Genomic DNA, 24,296 nt, shown 5'->3' on the forward strand with positions numbered 1-24,296 from the left:
GGCTACGACCCGGCGAGGTGAGCGCCGACACCGGCTACATGGTCGGCGCGGCCGGCATCGGCGCGGCCCTGCTGCATCTCGACGCCGCCCTCCAGCCACGCCAGGCACGCCGGGTCATCCTCCTGCCCGACAATCCGTTCCCCGCCATCCCCGTGCCGCCTGCCGGACTGCGTGACGAGAATTACCCTCTAAACCAGTAGGAAATATTGACTTATCGCAGATCGCGGCTTAGCGTCGTTGGTATGAGCCAGGGCTTCCTCCTGACCAGGCGCTCCCACGTGGACTTCGGCCACGTCGCCAGCGCACAGTGTCGTTGATCACGGACCCGTAGCCGCCGAACCCACCCTCGTGCCTCCGGCGTGGCCGACGCCGTCCACGCCCTCGCCGACGACTCCTCCTTCTCCGCGCCCCCGGACAGCCGTCGAGGCGCCGCGTGAGCATGCCTTCTCCCGTGAGGAACCCTCTCGTGATCGTGCCATCAGTGACATCCGGCCACCCAGGCCACCGCCCGCACCGGACGGGGGTGCTCGCATGACCGACACCCTGCCCGACCGCGCCATCGCGGCCGACCAATTCAGGCAGGCGCTCGCCGTGCACGCCAGCGGCGTCGTGGTCATCACCGCGCAGAACGACGGCATCCCCGTCGGGCTCACCGCCACGTCCTTCTCCTCCGTCAGCCTCGAACCACCCCTGGTCTCCTTCTACGTGGACCGTTCCTCGACCACCTGGCCGCAACTGGGCGCCGCCGACCACTTCGCGGTCAACATCCTGGCCAGCGACCAGGCCGAGCTGGCGGCCCGCTTCGCCCGCAAGAACATCGACCGCTTCGCCTCGCCCACCCGCTGGCGGCCCGGACCGCTGGGCGCCCCGCTGCTGCAGGACGTCTCGGCGCACCTGATCTGCCTGCCCTACGAGCGCGCCGAGGTCGGCGACCACCTCCTGGTGGTCGGCCTGGTCGCCGAGGCCCACGTACGGCACGCCGGCCGCCCGCTCCTCTACCACCAGGGCCGCTTCGGCCGCTTCCTTGCCCACCCCGACTCCTGAACCCCGGAGCAGCTTGTGTCCACATCCACGCAGACGCGGGCCTTCGCGACCCCCGTCGACCACACCGCCTACGGGTACTACGGCCCTGGCCGTCTGCACCTCTCGCCGGACTGGAACCGCCCTGTCTACCCCTTCCAGGGCCGGATCACCGACGACGGCTCCAGCGACTTCCGCGCCGAGCCCGGCCGCTACCACCTCTACGTCGCCTGGGTCTGCCCCTACGCCCAGCGCGCCGCGATCGTCCGCAAGCTCAAGGGCCTGGAGGACGTCGTCTCCCTGTCCTATGTGGACGACGAGCGCGACGGCCGCGGCTGGGCCTTCAGGGAACGCCGAGGCCCGGACCCTGTCAACGGCTTCACCCTGCTGGAGCAGGCCTACGACGCCACCGAGAAGGCGTACGGCGGCCACATCTCGGTCCCTGTGCTGTGGGACCGGCAGACCGGCGCGATCGTCAGCAACAACTTCCCTGACATCACGATCGACCTGGCCACCAAGTTCGAGCAGTGGGCCGGCACATCGATCGACCTCTACCCGGACGCGCTGCGCCCCGAGATCAACAAGCTCAACGGGTGGATCTACTACGACGTCAACACCGGCGTCTCCCGCGTGGCCCGCGCCGCCACCGAGGAGGACCGCGAGCAAGAGCGGCACCGGGTCGTCGCGGCGCTGGAACGGCTGGACGAGCGGCTGGCCGAGCAGCCCTTCCTGGCCGGGGACACGATCACCGAGGCCGACGTGCGGCTGTGGGTGACGCTGGCCAGGTTCGACGCCGAGTACAACCGCGGCCACCTCGTCAGCGAGCGGGAACTGAGCGACTTCGAACACCTGTGGCCCTACGCCCGCGACCTCTACCAGCGGCCCGCCTTCCGCGAGACCACCGAGGGTCTGCCCGCAACCTGGGACGCGCCGCATGGGCGGGGCCGATGACGCGCAAGCAGGTCCACCTGGCGGCCCACTTCCCGGGCGTGAACAACACCACCGTGTGGGCCGACCCCCGCTCCGGCAGTCAGATCGACTTCGCCTCGTTCATCCATCTCGCGAAGACGGCCGAGCGTGGCACGTTCGACTTCTTCTTCCTGGCCGAGGGCCTGCGACTGCGCGAGCTCAAGGGCCGCATCCACGATCTCGACGTGCTGGGCCGCCCGGAGGCGCTCACCGTGCTCAGCGCGCTGGCCGCGGTGACCGACCGGCTCGGCCTGGCCGGGACCGTCAACGCGACCTTCAACGAGCCGTACGAGCTGGCCAGGCGCCTGTCCACGCTCGACCACCTGAGCGAGGGCCGGGCCGCGTGGAACGTGGTGACCACCTCCGACGCCTTCACCGGCGAGAACTTCCGCCGCGGCGGCTACCTGGACCGCGCCGACCGGTACGAGCGGGCCGCCGAGTTCGCCCGCCTGGCACGCGAGCTGTGGGACTCCTGGCGGCCCGACGCGTTCGCGGCCGACGCGACGGCGGGCACGTTCGTCCGCACGGGAGCCATCGGCACGGTCGAGCACCGGGGCAGGCACTTCTCGGTCGAGGGCCGCTTCACCCTGCCCCGCAGTCCGCAGGGCAGCCCGGTGATCATCCAGGCGGGCGACTCGGACGAGGGCCGCGAGTTCGCCGCCGCCAACGCCGACGTGATCTTCACGCCGCACGGGAGGCTGGAGGACGGCAAACGTTTCTACGCCGACGTCAAGCGCCGCCTGGGCAAGTACGGCCGCGAGCCGCACCAGCTGAAGATCATGCCCGGGGTGACGTTCGCGCTGGGCGACACCGAGGCGGAGGCCGCCGAGAACGCCGCCCGCATCCGCCGCCAGCAGGTCGGGCCGCAGACCGCGATCGCGTTCCTGGAGCAGGTGTGGGGTCGCGACATGTCGGCTTATGACCCGGAGGGTCCGCTGCCGGAGATGGAGCCCGACCTGTCGGAAGGGGTCTCCCAGGGCCGGGTGCCGATCAAGGACAGGGCGGCCGTGGCGGCCAAATGGCGGGCGCTGGCCGAGGAGAAGAGCCTGTCGATCCGGGAGCTCGTCATCGAGGTGACCGGGCGGCAGACGTTCATCGGCACCCCCGAGAGCGTGGCCCGGCAGATCGACGAGCACGTGCAGGCCGACGCCGCCGACGGGTTCATCATCGTGCCGCATCTGACGCCCGGCGGGCTGGACGAGTTCGTGGATCGGGTGGTGCCGCTGCTGCGCGAGCGTGGCTCCTTCCGCACCGAATACACCGGCGCCACCCTGCGTGAACACCTGGAGCTCGCATGACACTGCACCTTGCCGTGGCGCTGGACGGCGCGGGCTGGCACCCCGCCGCCTGGCGCTCATTGGACTCCCCGGAGGGGATCTTCTCGGCACGTCACTGGGCGGGGCTGGTGGCCGAGGCCGAGCGCGGGCTGCTCGACTTCGTCACCATCGAGGACGCGTTCGGGTTGCAGTCCACGCTGCCCGACGGCGACGACGACCGCACCGACCGGGTGCGGGGACGGTTCGACGCGGTGCTGCTGGCGGCCCGGCTGGCGCCGCTCACGAGCCGGATCGGGCTGGTGCCGACGGCCACCACCACGCACACCGAGCCGTTCCACGTGGCCATCGGCATCGCCACGCTCGACCACGTCAGCGGCGGCCGGGCCGGGTGGCGGGCGCAGGTCTCGCCGCGGGCCTCGGAGGCGCGACTCGTCGGCCGCAGGCAGTTCCCGCCGGTCGACCGGCTGCTGAACCGGCCGGGCGGCGTGGACCTGTCCGCCGACCCGCACGCGCGCGACCTGTTCGCCGAGGCCGGCGACGCCGTGGAGGTGGCGCGGCGGCTCTGGGACAGCTGGGAGGACGACGCCGAGATCCGCGACCTGGCCACCGGCAGGTTCATCGACCGGGACAAGCTCCACTACATCGACTTCGCCGGGCGGTTCTTCTCGGTCAAGGGGCCGTCGATCACGCCGCGCTCGCCGCAGGGGCAGCCGGTGGTGACCGCGCTCGCGCACGCGCGGCTGCCGTACGAGTTCGCCGCGAGCAGTGCCGACGTCGTGTACGTCACGCCGCACTCGGCCGAGCAGGCCCACGCCATCGTCGAGGAGGTCAGGGGGCTGTCCGGCGAGCTGAAGATCTTTGCTGACCTGCTGGTCTTCCTGGGCGAGGACGCGGCCCGGCGCAAGGCGCGGCTCGACGAACTGGACGGGGCCGAGCTCGTGTCCGACGCCTCGATCTTCACAGGGACCGCCCGGGAGCTGGCCGAGGTGCTGCTGCAGTGGCGGCGGGCCGGGATCCAGGGGTTCCGGCTGCGGCCCGGTGCGGTGCCGCACGACCTGGAGCGGATCACCCGGGAGCTGACGGCCGAGCTGCGGGGACGCGGGGCGTTCCGGCACGAGTACGAGGCCGCCACGCTGCGCGGGCTGCTCGGCCTGCCGCGCCCGGCCAGCCGCTACGCGGAGGTGTCGTGAAATTTCTGCTCATCACGTTAATCGTCCACAACGACGACCGATCGCCCACCGAGCGCTTACGCGAGGTCGTCGACAACGCGGTGCTGGCCGAGGAGTTCGGCTTCGACGGGTTCGGCGTGGGGGAGCGGCACGAGCGGCCGTTCATCTCCTCCTCGCCGCCGGTGGTGCTCAGCCACATCGCGGCGAAGACGTCCAGGATCCGGTTGTTCACCGCGGTCACCACGCTGAGCCTGCTGGACCCGGTGCGCGCGTACGAGGACTATGCCACCCTCGACCACCTGTCCGAGGGCCGGCTCGAGCTGATCATCGGCAAGGGCAACGGGGCCGCGCAGGCCAAGCTGTTCCACGTCACGGCCGAGGACCAGTGGGAGCGCAACCGCCAAGGGTACGAGCTGTTCCGCCGCCTGTGGCGGGAGGACAAGGTCACCTGGGAGGGCACGTTCCGCCCGTCGCTCACCGAGGCCGAGACCTGGCCGCGGCCGTTGCAGCGGCCGATCCGGGTCTGGCACGGCAGCGCCACCAGCAAGGAGTCGGTGGACCTGGCCGCCCGTTACGGTGACCCGCTGTTCTCCGCCAACGTCACCAACCCCATCGACCCCTACGCCGAGTTGATCGACCACTACCGGGAACGCTGGGCGCACTACGGCCATGACCCGGCGGACGCGCTGGTGGGGGCCGGCACGGCGGGCTACTACGCGGCCCGCACTTCGCAGGAGGCGATCGCCACCTACCGGCCGATCTTCGAAGCCCGGGTGGAGCTCCAGCGGAAGCTGGGGCTGCCGATCGTGTTCCCGACGCTGGAGAACGCCATCGAGCGCAGCTCGATCCTGGTCGGCAGCCCGCAGCAGATCATCGACAAGGTGCTGCGCTACCACAAGCGGTTCGGCCACGAGGTCATGCACCTGCACGCCGACGCCGACGGGCTCACCCCGAAGCAGCACCGGGAGGCGCTTGAGCTGTTCCAAGCCGAGATCGCGCCCGTGCTGCGCGCGGAGATCCCCAGCCGGCCGTTCCCCGGAGGTGCCTCGTGACGCTGTCCATCCTCGACCTCGCCCCGATCGTGTCGGGCGGCACTGCCGGTGACGCGTTGCGCAACACCATCGACCTGGCCAGGCGGGCCGAGGAGTATGGCTACCGCCGGTACTGGCTGGCCGAGCACCACTTCGCGCCCGGCGTGGCCAGTTCGGCCCCGGCCGTGCTGATCGCCCTGGTGGCCGCGGCGACGTCCAGGATCCGGGTGGGATCGGGGGCCGTGCAACTCGGGCACCAGACGCCGCTGTCGGTGGTGGAGCAGTTCGGGCTCATCGACGCGCTCCATCCGGGCCGGATCGACCTGGGGATCGGCCGTTCGGGGCAGCGCCGCGCCGAGTTCGCCCAGGCCTCCTGGGAGCCCAGGCCCGCCAGGGTCGTGGACGGGCTGCTGATCCCGCCGCCGTTCGACTTCTCACAGCTGGCCAAGCACCCCCATCTCGCCCACTACGCCACGCTGCTCCAGCAGCCCGGCGCGCAGACGCCCGACTTCGCCGACCAGATCGACGACGTGCTGGCCTTCCTCAAGGGCACGCACGAGGCGCGGGCCGTGCCTGGTGAGGGCGCGGACGTGGAGGTGTGGATCCTCGGCAGCAGCGGCGGGCAGAGCGCGCAGGTGGCGGGGGAGCGAGGGCTGCCGTTCGCGGCCAACTACCACGTCAGCCCGTCCAACGTGCTGGAGGCGGTGGAGGCCTACCGGGAGGCGTTCAAGCCGTCGGACGCGCTGGCCGCGCCGTACGTGGTCGTCTCGGCGGACGCGGTGGTGGCCGAGGATGAGGCGAAGGCCCGCGAGCTGGCCAAGGGCTACGGCCTTTGGGTGCGCAGCATCAGGACCGGCGCGGGCGCGATGCAGTACCCCACCGGCGAGGAGGCCGAGGCGCACGTCTGGACCGACGCCGACCGCGAGCTCGTCAAGGACCGCCTCGACACCCAGTTCGTCGGCTCCCCCGAGCAGGTCGCGGAGCGGCTGCGCGTGCTGCGCCGCGTGACCGGGGCCGACGAGCTGCTGGTCACCACCATCACCCACGATCATCACGACCGCGTGCGCTCGTACGAGTTGCTCGCAGAAGCCTGGAAACGCCCGTGAAGCGCCTCATCCCTTTTCTGCTCGTCCCCATGCTGGCCGCCTGCGGTGCGCAGCCTGCCCAGGAAGCCGCCGCCACCTCGCTGACCTGGGCCATCGAGACGCAGCCCATCACGCTGAACCCGCAGCTGTGGGCGCAGAACAAGGTGCGGCTGCTCGTGTTCAACCAGTTCGACGCGCTCGTGTCCAAGGCCGAGGACGGCACGTTCCGTCCCTGGCTGGCCAAGTCGTGGAAGGTGTCGGACGACGGGCTGACGTACACCCTCGAACTGCGTGACGACGTGACCTTCCACGACGGGACGAAGTTCGACGCCGCCGCGGTCAAGGCCAACCTCGACCAGTTCAAGGTTCCCGGCTACAACCCGGCGGTGGCCGCGATCCAGCTGAAGGCCTTCGACAAGGCCGAGGTGCCGGCCCCGCACACGCTCAAGATCGCGCTCAAGGAGCCCGACGGGCTGTTCCTGGACTTCCTCGCCTCCCCTTACGCCGGGCAGGTGTCGCCGAAGTCGCTGAAGAGCGCCAAGGACCTCAAGTTCGGCGGGCCGGACCTGGTCGGCACCGGACCGTTCATCCTCGACCGATACGTCCAGGGCCAGGAGATCCACTACCGCCGCAACCCGAACTACAACTGGCCGCCCACCGGAGCGGCTCACCAAGGTCCCGCCCACCTGTCGGAGATCACCTACCGGTTCCTGCCCGAGGCCGCGGTCCGCGTCGGCGCGCTCACCTCCGGCCAGGTGCAGGTCATCGAGGGCGTCCCCGCCACCGAGGTCGCCCTGATCAAGAAGGACCCGGCGCTGGCCCTGCAGACCTCGCTGAACTCCGGCACCGCTTACTCCTACTACTTCAACACCTCCCACGCCCCCTTCGACGACAAGCGCGTGCGCGAGGCGTTCCGCGAGGCCGTGGACGTGGACGCCGTGCTGAAGTCCGTCTACCAGGACACCGCCACCAGGGCGTGGAGCATCGCCGGCAACAAGAGCCCCTTCTACGACGCCACCCTCGAAAACGGTTACGGCGGCGACGTGGCCAAGGCCAACTCCCTGCTCGACGCGGCGGGCTGGAAGGAGCGCGACGCCGAGGGCTTCCGGGTCAAGGACGGCAAGCGGCTCACGGTGCGCGAGGTCGCCTCCGCGCCATTCGTACGGGACCGCCGCGACATCCTCGCTCAGGCCATTCAGGCCCAGGTCAAGCAGAACGCCGGCATCGACTTCCAGGTCAAGATCGTGGACCAGGGCAGCGCGCAGAAGGCCCTGGACGAGAACCAGTACGAGCTGTTCGGCAACTCCCGCGGCGACTCCGACGTGGGCGCCGCGCTCAACCTCATCCTTCCGGAGAAGGGCGCGATCAACCGCACCCGCTTCGCCGACCCGCAGGTGGACAAGTGGCTCGCCGCCGCCTCGGCCACCTCCGACCAGGCCGAGCGCAAGGAGCTCTACACCGAGGTCCAGCGGGCGGCCGTGGTGGAGACCGCCATCGTGTTCCCGCTCTACGTCCCCGCCGACCAGATCGCCGCGCACAAGAGCGTCCAGGGGCTCGGCTACGACCCGGCCTCCGGCACCCCGGCGAACGCGTACGACGTGCGGATCGGCACATGATCAAGCGGCTGGGCACCGGGCTGGCGGTCCTGTGGGCCGCCGCCACGGCCTCGTACGTCGCGCTGCTGCTCGCCCCCGGCGACACCGTGGACATCCTGATCGGCGACGGTCCCGACACCCCGGAGATCAGAGTGAAGATCATCGCGGAATGGGGGCTCGACCGGCTGGAGATCGTGCAATACCTGTCCTACCTGTGGCGGCTGCTCCACGGCGACCTCGGCCGCTCCTACCAGCTCCAGCGGGGCGTAGGCGAGATCCTCGCCGGCCAGGTCGGGCCGACCACGCAGCTCACGCTCGCCGCCGCCGGGACCGGGGTGGCGCTGGCCGGGATCATCGCGATCGTCACGGCAGGAAGGGGGCGGTTGCTGCGCGGCGCCGCCTCGGCCGCCGAGCTGGTGTCGGTGTCCGTTCCGCCGTTCCTCATGGGGATCGTGCTGCTGCAGGTGTTCTCGTTCACCCTCGGATGGTTCCCCGTCTCCGGCGCACAGGGACCACGGGCGCTGGTACTGCCCGCGCTCGCGCTCGGCCTGCCCATCGCCGGTGTGCTCGGCCAGGTGCTGCGCGGCGGGCTGGAACGATCGCTGGAGCAGCCGTTCGCGGTCACGGCCAGGGCCCGCGGGCTCACCGAGCGCGCTCTGGTCGCCCGGCACGCCCTGCGGCACGCGCTGATCCCCGCCGTGACGCTGGCCGGGTGGTTCACTGGCACGCTGCTGGGCGGCGCGGTGATCACCGAGGTGCTGTTCGGGCGGCCCGGGCTTGGCCAGGTCGCGATGCAGGCGGTGACCGGCCGCGACATGCCCGTGGTGATGGCAGTCGTGCTGCTGTCGGCCGTCGTGTACGTCACCATCAGCACGCTGCTCGACCTCGCCTACCGCGTCATCGATCCCCGGATACGGGCTGACCGGTGATGCGCGTGCTCACCCGCGGGGCCGCACGTCCTGCCCGGAAAGCTCGGCCGGCTCTGCCGAATTTGCGCCGGCCGGTCGCGGCAGGCCTCCTGCGCCGGCTCGTTCCGGTGGCCCTTCTCGTCCTGCTCGCGGTCGCCGTTGTCGCGCCCGGGCTGCTGACCGCCGCCGATCCCCTGGCCGCCGATCCGCTGAACGCGCTCGCGCCACCCGGCGGCGCCCACTGGTTCGGCACCGACCACCTGGGCCGTGACGTGCTGGCCAGGGTCGTGCACGGCGCCCGCCACTCCATCAGCATCGGCGTGGCCGCCACCGCCCTGGCCGTCACCGCCGGCGTGCTGCTCGGCCTGGCCGCCGGGCTGTCGCCGAAATGGCTGGACGAGGCGCTGGCCCGCTCGTTCGACGTGCTGTCCACCCTCCCCGAGCTGCTGCTCGCCCTCCTCGTCGTGGCCATCACCGGCCCGGGCACCGGCAATGTCATCTTCGCCATCGCCGTCGCCCAGATTCCCAACTACGCCCGCGTGATCCGCGCCCAGACCTTCGTCGTCCGCCGCTCCGGCTACGTCGAGCAGGCGCTCACGTTCGGCCGCTCCCGCCTGGCGATCAACGTCGGGCACGTGCTGCCGAACGTGCTCGGCCCGATCCCCGTGCTCGCCACGATCGGCCTCGGTCAGGCCGTGATCGCCAGCTCCGGGCTCAGCTTCCTCGGCATGGGACCTCAGCCGCCGGCCGCCGAGTGGGGCGCGATGCTCTCCGAGGCCCGCAACTACCTGCGGGTCGCCTGGTGGGAGGCGCTCTTCCCAGGCCTGGCGATCACGCTCACCGTCGTCTGCCTGACCGTCGTCGGGCGCCGCCTGCAACGCCACTTCGAGGGGAGAACACCATGACCTCGCTGGTTACCGTGGAAGACCTGCGCGTGAGCTTCGGCCACGCCGAGGTCGTACGCGGCGTCTCCCTGACGGTCGAGCCCGGCGAGTGCGTAGCCATCGTCGGCGAGTCCGGCTCCGGCAAGAGCGTCACGGCACGGACCCTGCTCGGCCTGGCCGGACCCGGCTCGACCGTGCGGGCCTCGGCCTTCCGCGTCTCCGGCCGGGACGCCCTCGCCTTCACCCACGGCGACTGGCGGCGACTGCGCGGCGGGTTCGCCGGACTCGTCCTGCAGGACGCGCTGGTCTCGCTGGACCCGCTGCGTACCGTGGGCGCCGAGATCGCCGAGGTGCTCACCGTGCACGACGTCGTACCCCGGGCCCGCCGTGCGGACCGGGTGCTGGAGCTGCTCGACGCGGTGGGCATACCGGATCCCGCGACCCGGGTCGGGCAGTACCCGCACCAGCTCTCCGGCGGGCTGCGGCAGCGGGCGCTGATCGCCTCCGCCATCGCCGCCGACCCCGAGCTGATCATCGCTGACGAGCCCACCACCGCACTCGACGTCACCGTCCAGGCCCAGATCCTGCGGCTGCTCGCCGAACGCAAGGCCGCCGGGACCGCGCTGCTGCTGATCAGCCACGACCTGGCCGTCGTCGGCTCGATCGCCGACCGCATCCTGGTCATGAAGGACGGGCAGGTCGTGGAGGAGGGGCCCGCCCGGGAGGTGCTGGCCGCGCCCGCGCACGACTACACCTGCGCGCTGCTGGCCGCCGTCCCGTCCGCCGCTTCCCGCGGCATCCGCCTTACCACCGGTACCCCGCGCACCCGCCCCGCCCGCGTCTCCTCGGTCCAAGTCCTCGCCGGAGCCGGGCTCACCCGCTCCTACGGCCCGCGCCGCGTCGTGGACGACGTCTCCTTCGCCCTCGACCAGGGCGAGACCTTGGGCGTCGTCGGCGAGTCCGGCTCGGGCAAGACCACGCTGGCCCGCCTCGCCCTCGGACTGCTCGAACCCGACACCGGCCAGGTCACCCTGCACCAGCGGCCATGGAGCCACCAGCGCGAACGCGCCCGCCGCCCGCTCCGCCCCAGAATCCAGCTCATCTCCCAGAACCCGCTCGACTCCTTCGACCCCCGCCACACCGTCGGCCACCTGATCGCCGAGCCGCTGCGTCTGCCTCGGGCGGAACGCCGCGAACGCGTACGCGACCTGCTCGCCCGCGTCGGCCTGCCGCCGGAGACGGCCGCCCGGCATCCCCGTGAGCTGTCCGGCGGCCAGCGCCAGCGTGTCGCCATCGCCCGCGCCCTCGGCCCCCGGCCCGACGTGCTCGTCTGTGACGAACCCGTCTCCGCGCTCGACGTCTCCATTCAAGCCCAGGTCCTTGACCTGCTCGCCGACCTCCAGGCCGAGTACGGCACCGCGATGCTGTTCATCTCCCACGACCTGGGCGTCGTCCACCACGTCGCCGACCGCGTGCTGGTCATGAAGGACGGCCGGGTGGTGGAGGAAGGCGACGTCGAGCACGTGTTCACCCGGCCCCGCCACCCCTACGCGCGCGCACTGGTCGCCGCCGTACCCCGCGTGGAATTCTCCACAATATAGGTAGGTTATAGTGGCTTTAGGGTCACAAACGTTCATGAAAGGCAGTACCCCCATGTCTCCATCCAGGCCGTTGCTCACCGCCGCCATGCTCACCGTCGTGGGCCTACTCGGCGCCTGTGGCGGCGGGGGAGCTGCCGAAACCGTGGCAGGCGACGGCAACAAACCGGCCTACGGCGGCACTCTGACCTATCTGGAGCATCAGCCCCCGACCTGCCTCTACCTACCCGCCGCCGGCTTCTATCCCAACGGCGGCATCCTCAATCAGATCACCGACAAGCTGACCTGGCAGAACCCCGAGACGCTGAAGATCGAGCCGTGGATCGCCGCCAAGTGGGAGATCAACGAGGACGCCACCGAGTACACGTTCCACCTGCGCGACGGCGTGACCTTCAGCGACGGCAGCCCGCTCGACGCCTCCGCCGTGGCGGCCAACTTCGACGTGTACGGCCTGGGCGAGCCCAAGCTCAAGCTGCCCGTCGCCGAGTTCGTCAACAACTACGAACGCAGCGAGGTCGTCGACGCCAAGACGGTGAAGTTCCACTTCAAGCAGCCGTCGCCGGGCTTCCTCCAGGGCACCTCCGTGATCGGCGCCGGCCTCGTCTCCAAGAAGACGCTCTCCCTGCCGTACGAGCAGCAATGCCAGCTCAAGAACATCATCGGCTCGGGCCCCTTCACCCTCAAGAGCCAGATCGTCGACAAGGAAGTCGACCTGGCCGCGCGCAAGGACTACAACTGGGCCCCGCCGTCGTCGCAGCACCAGGGCCGCGCGTACCTCGACGAAGTCAAGATCATTGTCACGCCGGAGGACAACGTGCGGGTGGGCGCGCTCACCTCCGGCCAGGCCGACATGGTGCGCTACGTCCAGGCGTACGACGAGAAAACCGTCAAGGACGCGGGCTTCCAGATCTACGCCGAGCCCACCCGGGGCGTGAACAACGGCCTCTACCTGCGGCCCACGAACAGCATCCTCAAGGACGTCGACGTGCGCAGGGCGCTGCAGGCGGGCACGAACGCCAAGGAGGTCGTCGACACCCTGTTCACCGGGAGCTATCCGGTGGCCACCTCCGTGCTCAGCCACCTCGCCCAGGGTTATTCCGACCTGTCCAAGGAGCTCGCCTACGACCCGGACCAGGCCAACGCCCTGCTGGACAAGGCGGGCTGGGCGCGCGGCGCCGACGGGATCCGCGCCAAGGACGGCGTGAGGCTGCAGCTCGGCGTGTTCGTCTCCGGTCCGCAGCCGCTGTCGAAGCAGACGCTCGAACTCGTCGCCCAGCAGTGGGCCAAGCTCGGTGTGAAGCTGGAGATCCGCCCCGCCGACGCCGGCACGCAGGCCGTGGACATCAAGAACGCCGAGAAGACCGCGATTCAGCACGGCATGGTCGGCCGCGCCGACCAGGACGTGATCAAGAGTCACTTCCACAGCCAGAACCGCGACGTCATCCTCCACGAGGACGAGAAGCTGGACCGGCTGCTGGAGGAGGAGTCCGCCGAGCCCGACGTGGCCGCGCGCAACGCCAAGGTGTCCGAGATCCAGCGGTACGTGATCGAGCAGGGCTACGCGATCCCGCTGTTCGAGGAGCCCCAGGTGTACGGCGCCGCACCGCACGTCAAGGGCGTGGCCTTCGAAGCGGTCGCCCGGCCCTGGTTCTACTCGGTGTGGAAGTCGCAGCAGTGACGCGATACCTCCTGTCGAGGACCGGCCAGGCGGCGCTCGTGCTCTGGGCCGCCTTCACGGCGAGCTACGTGCTCCTGCAGTTGCTGCCCGGCGACTCGATCCTGATCAAGTTCCAGAACCCCGAGCTCGGCCTGTCGCCGCAGCAGATCGCCGAGATCCGCGCCTACTACGCCGGCGGCTCGCCGATCGGCGACTACTTCCGGACCTTGTTCGGCTTCGTGACCGGCGGCCTCGGCTACTCGATCGACACCGGCACCCCTGTGATCGAGCGGCTGGCCGAGGCGCTGCCCGGGACGGCCCGGCTCGCCTCGGCCGCGTTCCTGCTGGCGGTGCTGATCGCCGTGGTGATCGCTTTCGCGGCGAGTTACAGCCGGACTTCGTGGTTGCGGGGCGCGCTGCTGTCCGTGCCGTCGGTGTTCATCTCGGTCCCCGCGTTCTGGTTGGGCATCCTGTTGATCCAGGCCTTCTCGTTCCGGCTGAAGCTGGTGCCGGTGATCGGCGGCGGCGACCTGCAGCAGCTCATCCTGCCCGTGCTGACGCTGGCCGTGCCGATCTCGGCGCCCATCGCGCAGGTGCTCGCCAGGAGCATCGACCAGGTGTACGCGCAGCCGTTCGTGCCGGTGATCGAGGCCAAGGGCGCCACGCGGTGGTGGGTCCTGTGGCGGCACGTGGCCCGCAACGCCGTGCTGCCGACGCTGACCGTGGCCGGGCTGACGTTCGGCGAGCTGATCGCGGGCTCGGTCGTGACCGAGACCGTCTTCGGCCGGGCCGGCATCGGCCGGTTGACCGAGCAGGCCGTCAACGCGCAGGACACCCCGGTGATGCTCGCGGTCGTGGTGCTCGCCGCAGCCGTGTTCGTGCTGGTCAACCTGATCGTGGACGTGCTGTTCCCGATCCTCGACCCGCGGCTCAAGGCGGCGGCGTGAAGGGCGGAGTGGCTCTCGCGTGGGCGGTGCTCGGCCTGGCGCTGCTCTGGGCGGTCGTGCCCGGGGTGTTCACCGGCTACGACCCGATCGCCGGCGTGCCTGCTGAAAAGCTCCAGGCGCCGAGCGCGGAGCACCTGTTCGGTACCGACGCTGTCGGGCGCGACGTGTTCGCCCGGGTGGTGCACGGTTCGGTGCACTCGCTGTCGGGGGCGCTCGTGGCCGTGGCGGTGGGCCTGCTGCTGGGCACGTTGCTCGGGCTGCTGGCCGGTGCGGCCGGCGGGTTCGCCGACGCGGCGGTCATGCGGGTCGTGGACGTGCTGCTGTCGGTGCCCGGTCTGCTCCTGGCCCTGACGGTGATCATCCTGCTCGGGCCCGGCACGGTGAACGTGGCAATCGCGGTGGGCATCGGCTCGGTGGCGGCCTTCGCCCGGCTGGCGCGCGCCGAGGTGGTGCGGGTCCGGCGCGCCGACTACGTGGAGGCCGCGTTCGGCAGCGGCGGCAGGTTCCCGGCGGTGCTGTGGCGGCACGTGCTGCCGAACTCGCTGGGCCCCGTCATCGCGCTGGCCGCCCTGCAGTTCGGCGCGGCCATCCTGGCCATCTCGACGCTCGGCTTCCTTGGGTACGGCGCCGAACCGCCCACCCCGGAATGGGGATTGCTCATCTCCGAGGGACGCAACTACCTGGCCACCTCGTGGTGGCTCACCACACTGCCCGGAGCGGTGGTGGCCGCGGTGGTGCTCGCCGCGGGCCGCATCAGCCGCTCGATCGGAAAGGAGCGGGCATGAGCCTGCTGGACGTCCGCGACCTGGCGGTCTCCTACGACGGCAGGCGCGCAGTGGACGGCGTCTCCTTCGCGATCGAGCCCGGCGAGGTCGTGGCTGTCGTCGGCGAGTCGGGCTCCGGCAAGTCCACCACGGCACACGCGATCATCGGCTTGCTGCCGGGGAACGCGTCCGTGGACGCCGGCCGGATCCTGTTCGGCGAGGTCGATCTGGCGGGCTGGTCCGAGCACCGCCTGCGGTCCGTGCGCGGCACGCAGATCGGTCTGGTCCCGCAGGATCCCGCGAACTCCCTGGACCCGGTCAAGACCATCGGCGCCCAGATCGGCGAAGTGCTGCGCATCCACCGGTATGGCGACCGCCGGACGATCCGCCGCCAAGTCCTCGACCTGCTGGCCCGCGTCGGCCTGCCCGATCCGGACACGCGGGCCCGTCAATACCCGCACGAGCTGTCCGGCGGCATGCGCCAGCGCGTGCTCATCGCCATCGCGATCGCCCTGCGCCCCCGGCTCATCATCGCCGACGAGCCCACCAGTGCCCTCGACGTCACCGTGCAGAGGCGCATCCTGGACCTTATCGACGACCTGCGCTCCGAGTACGGCACCGCCGTGCTGCTGGTGACCCATGACCTCGGCGTCGCCGCCGGTCGCTCGGACCGCCTGGTGGTGATGAAGGACGGCCGCGTCGTGGAGCAGGGGCCGACCGCCTCCGTGCTGGCCGCCCCTGAGGCGGACTACACCAAGCGGCTGTTGAACGACGCGCCTGCCCTGTCGGCGCGCCAGTTCCTGGATCCGGTTGAGTCTGAGCCCGCGATCGTGGTCCGCGACCTGGTCAAGGAGTTCCGTGTGGGGCGGCGCCCGTTCCGGGCCGTCGACGGGATCTGCTTCGAGGTGGCGCGCGGCACGACGCACGCGTTGGTGGGTGAGTCCGGCTCCGGCAAGACCACCACGGCGCGGATGGTGGCGCGCTTCGCCACGCCCACCTCGGGAACGGTGAGCATCGCGGGGGCGCCGGAAGGCCGCCGGTTCTGCCGTCACGTGCAACTTGTCTACCAGAACCCGTACGGGTCGCTCGACCCGCGCCAGCCCATCGAGGAGATCGTGGAGGAGCCGCTGCGCAACTTCAAGCTCGGCGACCGGACCGCCCGCCGCGCCCGGGTCGCCGACCTGCTGGAGCACGTCGCGCTGCCGAAGGACGTGCTCGCCCGCCGGCCCCGCGAGCTGTCCGGCGGGCAGCGGCAGCGGGTCGCCATCGCCCGCGCTCTGGCCGCCGACCCCGAGGTGATCGTGCTCGACGAGGCGGTCTCGGCCCTCGACGTCACCGTGCAGGCGCAGATCCTCGACCTGCTCGAACAGCTCCAGCGCGACCTGGGGCTCACGTACCTGTTCATCTCGCACGATCTGGCCGTGGTGCGCCAGATCTCGCACACCGTCTCCGTCATGAGCAAAGGACGCATCGTGGAAACCGGAACGACCCGACAGGTCTTCGCCGAGCCCCGGCACGACTACACCCGCGAGCTGCTGGCCGCAATCCCGGAGCGGGTGCGATGAGGCTCGGCTTCTTCTCCCGGCTCCTCGACGATGTGCCGCCGGGGGAGCGCTACCGGCTGGCCGCCGAGCAGATCGAGCACGCGGAGGCCTGCGGGTTCGACACGGCATGGGTGGCGCAGCACCACTTCGACGGCGAGGAGGGCGGCCTGCCCGCGCCGCTGGTGTTCCTGGCCCACGTCGCCGCGCGGACCGGTCGCATCCGGCTCGGCACCGGCATCATCACGCTGCCGCTGGAGCATCCGGTGCGGGTGGCCGAGGACACGGCGGTGCTGGACCTGCTGACCGGCGGCCGGCTGGAAGTGGGCGTGGGCGGCGGGGGCACGCCGTCGTCGTTCGCGCCGTTCGGGCACGACAGCGCCGACCGCGCGGCTCTCTACGCCGAGCATCTGTGGGTGCTGCGCCGCGCCTGGTCGGGGGAGGACCTCGGCGGCGGCAACCGGCTCTACCCGCCCGCGCCCCGGCTCCTCGACGCCGTGTGGGAAGCCACGTTCTCGGTCGCGGGCGGCGCTCGGGCGGGGAGGGCGGGCCACGGGTTGATGCTGTCACGCACCCAGCCGCGGCCCGCCGAGGACCCGCAGGCGACGCTGGCCGACCTCCAGCTGCCGATTGTCGACGCCTACTACGGGAATCTGCCGTCCGGCGTCGGACCGCGCATCGTGGCCTCGCGGACCGCGTTCGTCGCCGACAGCCGGGCCGAGGCGCTGCGCTACGCCGAGCTCGGCCTCGGCCGGGGCAGGTTGCCCTTCGAGCTGCCCGAGGGCGATCTCGACAGCCGCATCGCAGCCTTCGACGTGCACCTGGGCACCCCGGAGGACGTCATCGAAAGCCTCCGGGCCGACCCGACTCTCGACCGGGTCACCGACCTGGTCTTCCAGGTGCACTCGGTCGACCCGCCGCACCCGCTCGTCCTCCGCTCGATCGAGCTGCTGGCGACCGAGGTCGCGCCCGCGCTCGGCTGGCTCCCCACCACAGAATTGAGCACGAAATGATCAACGATGTCATCGACCAGCTGGCCGGGATAACACCCGGCTCCCCGCTCGACCGGCTGCGCGCCCGGCGGCCGGGCGCGCGCGAGCACGCCCAGCGCAGCTTCGACGCGCTCTTCACCCCGGACGACGACAGCGAAGTCACGCTCGTCGAGCGGGACGCGATCGCGGCCTTCGTGGCCGGGCTGCACCAGGACGCCGAGATCGCCTCCTTCTACGCCGACCGGCTGGCCGAGCTCTCATCCGGCCTGCTCAAGGCCGTGGAGTCCGAGATCGAGGCGGGCGGCACCACCGGTCCCTACGGGGTCTACCCAGACGGCGGCCCGCTGGCGAAGGAGAGCGACGAGGGACTGCGCTACCGGGCACGGAACCCCGCCGACCTGGGCGTCCGGCTCGCCGCCGCGTTCCAGCACGCCCACCTGCTCGTGTTCCGGCCGCGCGAGGCTCGCGAGGACGATCTGGACGCCCTGGCCCGAGCGGGCTGGAGCGCCACGGCCATCGTGTCGCTGTCGCAGCTCGTCGCCTTCCTCACCTTTCAGATACGCGTGGTGGCCGGGCTGCGGCTGCTGCGGAAGGGATCGGCCTCATGACCGGATTCACCCAGGACCAACTCGGCTGGGAGCCTTGGCTTCCGCCCCTGACGGCCGACGAGCTGACTGACGAGCACTATGAGGCGCTGGTCGACAAGGCGCGCGCCGCCTCCCCATACTTCCTGCTGCTCGCCCGCGATCCGGATGTCCTGCACGCCCGCACGAAGACCGACGTGGACATCTTCTACAACCCCGACGGCGGGCTGCCGCGCGCCGAGCGCGAGCTGGGCGCCACCGCGACCTCGCGCCGCAACGGCTGCGTGTACTGCGCGTCCGTGCACGCCCGCTTCGCCGGCCACTACTCCAAACGCCCCGACGACGTGCAGCGCCTGCTGGACGAGGGCGTCGGTGCGTGGCAGGAGGGCACCTGGCGGGCCGTCATCGACGCCTCGGTGGCGCTCGCCGCCACGCCGGCCGAGTTCGGTCCGGAGCACGTCGCCGCGCTCCGCGCCGCGGGGCTCGATGACCTGGCCATCAGCGACACCATCCACGCCGCCGCGTTCTTCAACTGGGCCAACCGGCTCATGCTCTCGCTCGGCGAGCCCACCCAGGAGGCCGGCCAGTGACGGAACCCCAGCTCGACCACCTTGTCTACGCGGTGCCCGACCTCGCGGCGGGGGTCGCCGACTTCGCCGAGCGCACCGGGATCCGCCCTGTGCCCGGCGGCAGACACCCCGGAGGCACCGCGAACTACCTCATCCGCTTCGGCCCCACCTCCTACCTGGAGATCATCGGCCCGGACCCGGAGGCGTCCGCACGGCCCCGGGCGTTCGGCCTGGAGACCCTGACCGCGCCGCGGCTCGCGGCCTGGGCTGTGCGCCCCGGGGACATCGACAAGGCGGTGCGGCAGTCCCGCGAGCAGGGCTACGACCCCGGCGACGTGCAGCCCCTGTCCCGGCGCACCCCTGCGGGTGTGCTGCTGGAGTGGCGGCTCACCCGGCGCGAGGATCCGGCGGCGGTCAGGCCGGTGCCGTTCCTCATCGACTGGGGCGACACACACCACCCCGCCTCCTCGGACCTGCCCCTGGTGAGCCTGACCTCCTTCTCCGCCGTGCACCCCGACCCCGATGCGCTGCGGCGCGACCTGGCCGCCCTCGGCGTCCGGCTCGACATCTCACAAGAACGCGAGACGGCGCTGTGGGCCGTCATCGACACCCCGCTCGGCCATGTGACCCTGCGCTGACCAGACGAGAAAGACCATGGAGCACCCTACGCGAGTACCTGTCACACAAGCGCACGGCCCTGCTGGCCCGCCGGGAGGCACCCGCCGCCGGGCCAGTCCCGCTGCACGCCCACGTCACCGCCGAGGGCCGCAGCGGCATCCGGCGCATCAGGATCAGGGACTTCCAGATCATCAGCGACAGCGGCCCCGACTTCGCCGGTTACGACCTCGGCCCTACCTCACCCGAACTGCAGGCCGGCGTCCTGGGCAGCTGCGTCACGCACATCTTTCTGATCAAGGCGGCCGAGCTGGAGGTGCCGATCGACGCGCTGGAGGTGGACGTGCGCGCCGAATACGACCCCCGAGCCCAGCAGCCGGGCGACGGCGACATTCCCGTGTACCCGCACAACTTCACCTATGAGGTGCTGATCGACTCGCCCGCCTCCGACGAGGAGCTGGCGAACCTGCAGGCCGAGGTCGAGCGGGTGTGCCCGATACTCAACCTGATCCGCAACCCACAGCCGGTCAGAGGAACGGTGGTCCGGACCCGAACGGGAGCACCACTGGTGTGACGGGCAAGCCCCGGACCGGCGTGCGAACGCCGGCGAGCTCCAGCAGTGAGGGGAGCACGTCGGTGACGTACTGGTAGCGGTCGCGCAGTCCCGCCTCCGCGGCGTAGACCTCCTGGTACCGGGCGAACAGCTCCCGCTCCTCCGCGGGAGCGAATCCCAGACGGGGACGTCGTGGAAGGGCTCGCTGTTGCGCGGCGGCAGCGCGGCACCTTCGGGGAAGAGCCCGTCGGAGAGTTGTCTGGCGAACCGCTCTTCGCGCAGCGCGTCCCAGCCCTTCCCATACTTGCCCAGATATTTCGCGATGTCGGCGGGCTTGGCCATGAGCGGGCCGTGCACCGCCGGATGCGCCAGATAGAGAAAGTACGGTTTGCGCGCGTCGTGCGCCCGCAACGACTTGATCATCCTGATGGCCTCGTCGGTGAGGTCGTCGGTCAGGTAGTAGCCCTCGGGGTAGGCGTCGGTCTCGATCGGGGAGTTGTCGCGGACCAGGCGGTGCGGATGGTGTAGCGACGTCAGCACCTCCAGGATGCCGTAGAAGCGGTCGAAGCCCTTCTGCGTCGGCCAGGAGGAGCGGGGAGCGCCGTCGTGCATCGTGGCGTCCTTGGTCAGGTGCCACTTGCCGACCGCGAAGGTGGCGTACCCGGCTCCGCGCAGGATCTCAGGCAACGTCGGCACGTCGTCGGCGATCTCGAAGGCGTAGCCGGGGAAGCCGGGATCGGCGTTGGCCACGAAGGCGTACCCCGCCCGGTGGTGGTTGAGCCCGGTCAGCAGGCTGGCGCGGGAGGGGAGCAGAGCGGGGTGGTGTGGTAGTTGGTGAAGCGCAGGCCGCGGGCGGCGAGCCGGTCGAGCGTGGGGGTGTCGATCTCGGAGCCGTACGGCCCGATGTCGGCGAAGCCCATGTCGTCGAGCAGCACCAGGACGATGTTGGGGGCGCCCTCGGGCGCGCGCACCTGTTCCGGCCACCAGGGGGCGACTCGGCCACGGTCCGGCCGACACGTCCATGGAACGTCATGTGGCTTCCTCCGGGTGTGTGGCGGGCGGGGCACTCCGAAGCCCCGGCCGCACGCCCCGGCCACGTCGTTGGGGCCGGGGTCGTACGGCGGTCGACGGGGTCAGGCGGCGATCGGTGAATACGCGGCGGCATCACCCGCCAGCACTACGCTGGGCCGCCCGTCCACTCCCACTGGCACGTCGCCGGCGACGGTGACCCGGTGCAGGTGACGCGGCCGGTCGCCGAAGTCGTGCACCACCCGGTGCTGGGTGGCCCGGTTGTCCCAGACCGCCACGTCGCCGGGTGCCCAGCGCCAGCGGACGGTGTTCTCCACCTCGGTGACGTGCTCCTGGATCAGCCGGATGAGCGCGGCCGAGGTGGACTTGGACAGGCCCACGAGGTGCTTGGCGAAGTCGCCGAGCAGGATCGAGCGTTCACCGGTCTCGGGGTGCACGCGCACCACCGGGTGCTCGGTCTCGAACACCGTCGAGGCGAACACCTCGGCGTACTCGCGGGCCCGGTCGTCGGTGCCGGCCAGGCGGGCGTAGTCGTAGGCGTTGGTGTGCACCGCGCGCAGCCGGTCGAGCAGGTCACGCAACTCGGCGGGCAGGTGTTCGTAGGCGGTGACGGTGTTGGTCCAGAGCGTGTCGCCGCCCGCGTCCGGGACGGTGACGGCGCGCAGGACGGAGGCCAGCGGCGGCCGGTCGACGAACGTGACGTCGGTGTGCCACCGGTCGACCTTGTGGCCGTTGCGGTAGTCCAGGTCGAGGATGTGGTCGTTGCCGTCGAGCGCGGGCACGGTCGGGTGCGCCGCAGTCGGCTCGCCGAGGAGGCTGGCGAAGGCCACCTGGCTGCGCTCGTCGAGGTGGTCCTGGTCGCGGAAGAAGATCACCTTGTGGCGCAGCAGGGCCTGGCGGATCTCCGCGACCAGGTCGGCGGGTAGGTCGCCGCCGAGCCGCACGCCGGTGATCTGGGCGCCTATGCGGCCGGCTACGGGGGCGATGGACAGGGATGACATGGGTTTCGTCCTTCCGACGATGGAGGGTTGGCGTGAGGTCGGAAGGAGGGACACAGCGCGCTGGCCACGCGGCAGTAGTCCACGTGGCCCCGGATGGTCAGATCCGTGGTCGTCACGTTCCCCAAGGTAGATCGGTGTGATCACATAGTCAACAAATTATGTAGGAAATACGGGTTTATCCCCAGGGGGCGAGCTTGACGAAACCAAAGCGGTCGGCCGGTCGGTCCCACCGCAAGCCGTGAGGGCGAGCGCTGCCGCAGCCAGGACAGCCGGTGTGGAGGTCGCCCGCATGCCGGCGGGGATAAGACGGCTATTAGGTAGGAAATATCGCCTATGGTCCGGATTGGTCCTAGGGCATACTTGCGGCCGTGACCGACGCCGCCTCCGCCCCCGACGAGTCCGCCGGCAACCCCGCTCGGCCCGGCGGCGTGCTGGGAAGCGGCTGGTTCGGTCCGGGGGTGGCCGGCATAGGCGGGGCGAGCTTGCTCGCCGACGTCGGGCACGAGGTGCCCTCCGCGCTGCTGCCCAGCCTGCTCACCTCCACCCTGGGCGCGCCTGCGAGCGCGCTCGGGCTGATCGAGGGCGTCTCCGACGCGCTGGCGGGAGCCGCCCGCTTCGGCGGCGGCGCCCTGGCCGACGACCCTAAACGCCGCCGAGCGATCGCCGTCGGCGGCTATGCCACGACCGCCGTGCTGTCGGCCGGCATCGGCGCCGCCACCGCCGTCTGGCAGGTCGCCCTGCTGCGCGCCGGCGCCTGGACCGCCCGCGGCCTACGGGTGCCGGCACGCAACGCACTGCTGGCCGACATCGTCACGCCCACCGCCTACGGCCGCGCCTACGGATTCGAGCGCATGATGGACAACCTCGGCGCCGTCCTGGGCCCGCTGCTGGCCATCGCTCTGGTCGCTCTCTTCAGCGTCAAGACCGCCATCATCATCTCCGTCGTCCCCGGCCTGCTTGCCGCCGTGGCGATCATCTACGCCATCCGGCACACCGCCCGGCCCCGGCAACGTGACAAGGTGCCCCTGCGCATCCGCATCCGCCCCATCCTGCGTGGCGACCTCGGCAAGATCCTCGGTGCGATCACCGCGTTCGAGGTCGGGAACGTCGCGGCGACCCTGCTCATCCTGCGCGCCACCGAACTGCTCACCCCCGCCCACGGCGCCGCCGGCGCGACTATGATCGCGCTGGCCCTCTACACGGCCTACAACCTCGCCGCCACTCTGGCCTCCGTCCCCGCCGGACATCTCGCCGACCGGATCGGCACGCGCGGTCCGGTCCTCGTCCTGACCGCCGGTGTGATCGCCTTCGCGATGGCCTACGGCCTGTTCGCCGTCACCGGCGCGGGCATCTGGCTGCTCGCGGCGCCTTTCGTGCTGGCCGGGGTCGGTATCGGTGCGGTGGAGACCGCAGAGCACTCCGCCGTCGCCGCGCTGGCGCCTGCCGGCTTGCGCGGTTCGGCGTTCGGTCTGCTGGCCGCAGTCCAGTCGCTGGGCAACTTCGCCGCCAGCGCCATCGCCGGGCTGTTGTGGACTTTCCTTTCCCCGGCCGCCGCGTTCGCTTATCTCACCGCCTGGATGGTGGTCGCTGCCACCGGGCTGATCGTCACCGCTCGATCGCGGACCGCCACACCCTAAATCTATGTATATCCAGTAGGTAATGTTTATAACTTGATCGGCGGTGTGTAGCTTCCTGTTCATGAGCCACGGCATTCTCCTGACCATGCGTGCGCACGTGGACTTCGGCCGCGTCGCCAGCGTGCAGTGTCGCTGATCGCCTCTCGCAACGCACCCGCTGAACGGACTGGCAGCGGGGAAACGAGCAGGACTTCTACAGGAGGAAGACGTGACACGCGAGTTCGAGGTGCGGAAGGCGAGCGGAAGCGGGGTCGTTTCGACCGGGGACCGCCCATGAGCGCGGTGGTGGTGATCGGCGCGGGCCCGATCGGGACGTGCCTGGTGGAGCGGATCTGCGCGAACGCGCCGCAGTTGGGCCGGGGGCGCGTGCTTGATCTGCACGTGGTGGACCCGTATCCGCCGGGCGCGGGCCGCTCGTGGCGGGCGACCAGCCCTACCGTGCCCGGCTCGACGACGGCGCGGGCGCTCATCGAGGCGCGGCAACCCGCACCGAGCGTGCGGCGGAGCATCGATCCGCTGATCGCCGGCCTGTTCGCCCAGGGCGAGTGCCGGGAGGTGTCGGGCCTGCTGGACGTGCGCCTCCCCGACCGGCGGCTGGTCACGCGAACCGGCGCCGTGCACGATCGCCGATTCGCCTTAGGCCCCTGGACCGCCGGCGGCATCGCCGGGTTCGACGGCCCGGGCGGAATCGCGCCGCTGCTGCGGGAGGCCGACGCGCTGGCCCGGACGGTGCTGGCCCAGGTCGCCGGATCGTGGCTGCACGCGGCGGCCTGAGCGTACAACTGAGGAGGCGCATGACGACGGCCGGCTCGCCGGCCCGCTGAATGACGAGCGGGTCATCGGCCGCGCGTTCCTGCCCGCTCTCGCACCA

Annotated in this window: 22 protein-coding genes and 2 pseudogenes; 22 read left to right on the forward strand and 2 right to left on the reverse strand. The window is 71.1% G+C overall.

What is annotated here, in order from left to right:
- The 20 genes and pseudogenes from EJK15_RS34915 to EJK15_RS77790 all read left to right on the forward strand — a co-directional run.
- Nucleotides 1–200, forward strand: a pseudogene (locus tag EJK15_RS34915) (hypothetical protein); the annotation flags it as partial.
- A gap of 331 nt (nt 201–531) precedes the next feature.
- Entirely contained in the window at nt 532–1,044 is a 513-nt protein-coding gene (locus tag EJK15_RS34920; RefSeq protein ID WP_138714753.1) for a flavin reductase family protein, read from the forward strand.
- Between the two features lie 15 nt (nt 1,045–1,059).
- On the forward strand, nt 1,060–1,971 hold the full coding sequence (locus EJK15_RS34925) for a glutathione S-transferase C-terminal domain-containing protein (protein ID WP_138714754.1): 912 nt from the start codon (nt 1,060–1,062) through the stop codon (nt 1,969–1,971).
- Nucleotides 1,968–3,287, forward strand: a complete 1,320-nt coding sequence (locus EJK15_RS34930; protein WP_138714755.1) for an NtaA/DmoA family FMN-dependent monooxygenase — start codon at nt 1,968–1,970, stop codon at nt 3,285–3,287. The genes EJK15_RS34925 and EJK15_RS34930 overlap by 4 nt, the downstream gene beginning before the upstream one ends.
- Entirely contained in the window at nt 3,284–4,456 is a 1,173-nt protein-coding gene (locus EJK15_RS34935) for an LLM class flavin-dependent oxidoreductase (RefSeq protein ID WP_138714756.1), read from the forward strand. Before EJK15_RS34930 ends, EJK15_RS34935 begins: the two co-directional genes overlap by 4 nt.
- Nucleotides 4,453–5,487 carry an LLM class flavin-dependent oxidoreductase gene (locus tag EJK15_RS34940; RefSeq protein WP_138714757.1) on the forward strand — a complete coding sequence of 345 codons (1,035 nt, stop codon included), beginning with the start codon at nt 4,453–4,455 and terminating at the stop codon, nt 5,485–5,487. The genes EJK15_RS34935 and EJK15_RS34940 overlap by 4 nt, the downstream gene beginning before the upstream one ends.
- Nucleotides 5,484–6,572: an MsnO8 family LLM class oxidoreductase gene (locus EJK15_RS34945; RefSeq protein WP_138714758.1), complete on the forward strand. Its 1,089-nt coding sequence runs from the start codon at nt 5,484–5,486 to the stop codon at nt 6,570–6,572. Before EJK15_RS34940 ends, EJK15_RS34945 begins: the two co-directional genes overlap by 4 nt.
- Entirely contained in the window at nt 6,569–8,167 is a 1,599-nt protein-coding gene (locus EJK15_RS34950) for an ABC transporter substrate-binding protein (RefSeq protein ID WP_240777405.1), read from the forward strand. The genes EJK15_RS34945 and EJK15_RS34950 overlap by 4 nt, the downstream gene beginning before the upstream one ends.
- Complete coding sequence (locus tag EJK15_RS34955; RefSeq protein ID WP_138714759.1) at nt 8,164–9,075, forward strand: ABC transporter permease; 912 nt, start codon at nt 8,164–8,166, stop codon at nt 9,073–9,075. The genes EJK15_RS34950 and EJK15_RS34955 overlap by 4 nt, the downstream gene beginning before the upstream one ends.
- 107 nt (nt 9,076–9,182) lie before the next feature.
- The gene (locus EJK15_RS34960) at nt 9,183–9,959 is read left to right on the forward strand and encodes an ABC transporter permease (RefSeq protein ID WP_240777406.1); all 777 of its coding nucleotides are present in this window, start codon (nt 9,183–9,185) and stop codon (nt 9,957–9,959) included.
- Nucleotides 9,956–11,539: a dipeptide ABC transporter ATP-binding protein gene (locus EJK15_RS34965; protein WP_138714761.1), complete on the forward strand. Its 1,584-nt coding sequence runs from the start codon at nt 9,956–9,958 to the stop codon at nt 11,537–11,539. The genes EJK15_RS34960 and EJK15_RS34965 overlap by 4 nt, the downstream gene beginning before the upstream one ends.
- Nucleotides 11,540–11,591: 52 nt before the next feature.
- The gene (locus EJK15_RS34970; RefSeq protein ID WP_206061270.1) at nt 11,592–13,214 is read left to right on the forward strand and encodes a TIGR04028 family ABC transporter substrate-binding protein; all 1,623 of its coding nucleotides are present in this window, start codon (nt 11,592–11,594) and stop codon (nt 13,212–13,214) included.
- The gene (locus EJK15_RS34975) at nt 13,211–14,140 is read left to right on the forward strand and encodes an ABC transporter permease (RefSeq protein WP_138714762.1); all 930 of its coding nucleotides are present in this window, start codon (nt 13,211–13,213) and stop codon (nt 14,138–14,140) included. The genes EJK15_RS34970 and EJK15_RS34975 overlap by 4 nt, the downstream gene beginning before the upstream one ends.
- The gene (locus EJK15_RS34980; protein ID WP_138714763.1) at nt 14,137–14,925 is read left to right on the forward strand and encodes an ABC transporter permease; all 789 of its coding nucleotides are present in this window, start codon (nt 14,137–14,139) and stop codon (nt 14,923–14,925) included. Before EJK15_RS34975 ends, EJK15_RS34980 begins: the two co-directional genes overlap by 4 nt.
- On the forward strand, nt 14,922–16,469 hold the full coding sequence (locus EJK15_RS34985) for a dipeptide ABC transporter ATP-binding protein (protein ID WP_138714764.1): 1,548 nt from the start codon (nt 14,922–14,924) through the stop codon (nt 16,467–16,469). Before EJK15_RS34980 ends, EJK15_RS34985 begins: the two co-directional genes overlap by 4 nt.
- Nucleotides 16,466–17,458: a putative FMN-dependent luciferase-like monooxygenase gene (locus tag EJK15_RS34990; protein ID WP_138714765.1), complete on the forward strand. Its 993-nt coding sequence runs from the start codon at nt 16,466–16,468 to the stop codon at nt 17,456–17,458. The genes EJK15_RS34985 and EJK15_RS34990 overlap by 4 nt, the downstream gene beginning before the upstream one ends.
- A complete protein-coding gene (locus EJK15_RS75000; protein WP_138714766.1) occupies nt 17,455–18,045 on the forward strand; it encodes a CMD domain protein in 591 nt (196 codons plus the stop codon). The genes EJK15_RS34990 and EJK15_RS75000 overlap by 4 nt, the downstream gene beginning before the upstream one ends.
- The gene (locus tag EJK15_RS75005; RefSeq protein WP_138714767.1) at nt 18,042–18,611 is read left to right on the forward strand and encodes an alkylhydroperoxidase domain protein; all 570 of its coding nucleotides are present in this window, start codon (nt 18,042–18,044) and stop codon (nt 18,609–18,611) included. The genes EJK15_RS75000 and EJK15_RS75005 overlap by 4 nt, the downstream gene beginning before the upstream one ends.
- Nucleotides 18,608–19,228, forward strand: a complete 621-nt coding sequence (locus EJK15_RS35005) for a VOC family protein (RefSeq protein WP_171074703.1) — start codon at nt 18,608–18,610, stop codon at nt 19,226–19,228. The genes EJK15_RS75005 and EJK15_RS35005 overlap by 4 nt, the downstream gene beginning before the upstream one ends.
- Nucleotides 19,183–19,779 (forward strand): OsmC family protein, encoded by a 597-nt coding sequence (locus EJK15_RS77790; RefSeq protein WP_206061271.1) that lies wholly within the window; start codon nt 19,183–19,185, stop codon nt 19,777–19,779. Before EJK15_RS35005 ends, EJK15_RS77790 begins: the two co-directional genes overlap by 46 nt.
- A gap of 315 nt (nt 19,780–20,094) precedes the next feature.
- Here the strand turns inward: EJK15_RS77790 and EJK15_RS77795 are convergent.
- Nucleotides 20,095–20,678, reverse strand: a pseudogene (locus EJK15_RS77795) (sulfatase-like hydrolase/transferase); the annotation flags it as partial.
- A gap of 213 nt (nt 20,679–20,891) precedes the next feature.
- Nucleotides 20,892–21,788, reverse strand: coding sequence for a TauD/TfdA dioxygenase family protein (locus EJK15_RS35020; RefSeq protein ID WP_138714769.1), 897 nt, complete (start codon nt 21,786–21,788; stop codon nt 20,892–20,894).
- A 368-nt stretch (nt 21,789–22,156) separates the two neighbouring features.
- Between EJK15_RS35020 and EJK15_RS35025 the strand changes: the two genes are divergently transcribed.
- Nucleotides 22,157–23,425: an MFS transporter gene (locus EJK15_RS35025; protein WP_206061272.1), complete on the forward strand. Its 1,269-nt coding sequence runs from the start codon at nt 22,157–22,159 to the stop codon at nt 23,423–23,425.
- Nucleotides 23,426–23,698: 273 nt separating this feature from the next.
- On the forward strand, nt 23,699–24,199 hold the full coding sequence (locus EJK15_RS35030) for an FAD/NAD(P)-binding protein (RefSeq protein ID WP_138714770.1): 501 nt from the start codon (nt 23,699–23,701) through the stop codon (nt 24,197–24,199).
- The last annotated feature ends 97 nt before the right edge of the window (nt 24,200–24,296 follow it).

The organism is Nonomuraea basaltis, assembly GCF_005893125.1.
In the GTDB taxonomy this organism is placed as follows: Bacteria; Actinomycetota; Actinomycetes; order Streptosporangiales; family Streptosporangiaceae; genus Nonomuraea; species Nonomuraea basaltis.